Genomic DNA, 1,091 nt, shown 5'->3' on the forward strand with positions numbered 1-1,091 from the left:
TGTTCTTTGTGTTCATTGTTCATCATGCCACCTTTGATAATTGGTCTTTGTACTGTTCAGCCAGTCGAATCGCTTCCTGTGCATCTGAGCTAAATATAACGCCATTTTCAGCCCCGAACTGTTCAGCGCAAGTCACCACATCAGCAAATGCTTTTTTATTCATTCTTCGCGTTGATAACCCCATAAACACCAGTCCGCCTTGAATTCCCTTTACACATTTCTGCCCGTGCAAATTAGCCGTGATTAAATGCTTCCATTCCTCTGCTGTGAGCTTTTCTCCGTTCCATTCAACTTGTTTTGCAATATCATTTAAAACAGCCCACATCATGCGATTTTGTGCTAACGTGCGATTGTCTTCATCAATTACAATCCGCAATGGACGCTCGCTATTGACTGGTAATTGACTTATTACGTTAATCGCTGTCGCGCGTGCTAGTTCGTGTGTTAATCGTATTTCTTTAGCCATGTTTATCACTCCGAATGCTCAACTATTAGCGTCGATTTGTTCTTCATCTTTTCGTGATAGCGTTTATATTGCTTTCTAACGTTGAACCAAAATATCAATGCCCAAACTGGAAAAAGAATAGGCGTTGTTAATATTAGAAATGTATATATAACAAGGCTTAGCAAGTGTATTGGAAATAAAATTGCTTCTTGATTAAGAATCCAAAAAAACTCACCTTTAATATCGTTTAGCTGTTTAATTCCGAACGATGACGCTTTTAATGATAAACAGCTCATAAAATCAGGATAGTATCCCTTTCGCATAGCTTTGAACGGGTCTTTAATAAAATCGTTCAGCGTTGGTTTTGTCATTTAGTTGCTCTCCAAATTACGAAATCCAAAAAAACAAACGAAGCTATTGCTACAATCACTTCATCACTCATTGCTCACCCCGATCCCCGTCTAATTCAGCTCTTGCTAGCCATGCAAGCAATGCGGAATTAATAAAATCAACATCTTGCGTTAAAATTTTTTTAATAAACTCATTCTTTTTATAATCTTCTATCCCCATAGGAATTGGAGTAATTAGATGTTTTTTAAATCTTTCTACTTCTTTTTCTAACTCTTGCTGTGTTAATTTAGTCATT

General features: G+C 37.0%; 3 protein-coding genes. All 3 read right to left on the reverse strand.

The features are described 5' to 3' along the window. Positions 1–22 precede the first annotated feature (22 nt). Positions 23–466 carry a recombination protein NinB gene (locus ACGH6Q_RS12345; RefSeq protein WP_411592997.1) on the reverse strand — a complete coding sequence of 148 codons (444 nt, stop codon included), beginning with the start codon at positions 464–466 and terminating at the stop codon, positions 23–25. Between the two features lie 5 nt (positions 467–471). Continuing rightward, complete coding sequence (locus tag ACGH6Q_RS12350; RefSeq protein ID WP_085165767.1) at positions 472–816, reverse strand: hypothetical protein; 345 nt, start codon at positions 814–816, stop codon at positions 472–474. A 67-nt stretch (positions 817–883) separates the two neighbouring features. Further along, positions 884–1,091: hypothetical protein (locus ACGH6Q_RS12355; protein ID WP_411592998.1), on the reverse strand; the 208-nt coding region annotated here is incomplete at its 5' end.

Origin of the sequence: Gilliamella sp. BG2 (assembly GCF_046635645.1) — a bacterium.
In the GTDB taxonomy this organism is placed as follows: Bacteria; Pseudomonadota; Gammaproteobacteria; order Enterobacterales; family Orbaceae; genus Gilliamella; species Gilliamella bombi.

Bases quoted from the DNA above. Each gene is read 5' to 3' on its own strand.
- ACGH6Q_RS12350 (WP_085165767.1), bottom strand. From the start codon at position 816: ATGACAAAACCAACGCTGAACGATTTTATTAAAGACCCGTTCAAAGCT.
- ACGH6Q_RS12345 (WP_411592997.1), bottom strand. From the start codon at position 466: ATGGCTAAAGAAATACGATTAACACACGAACTAGCACGCGCGACAGCG.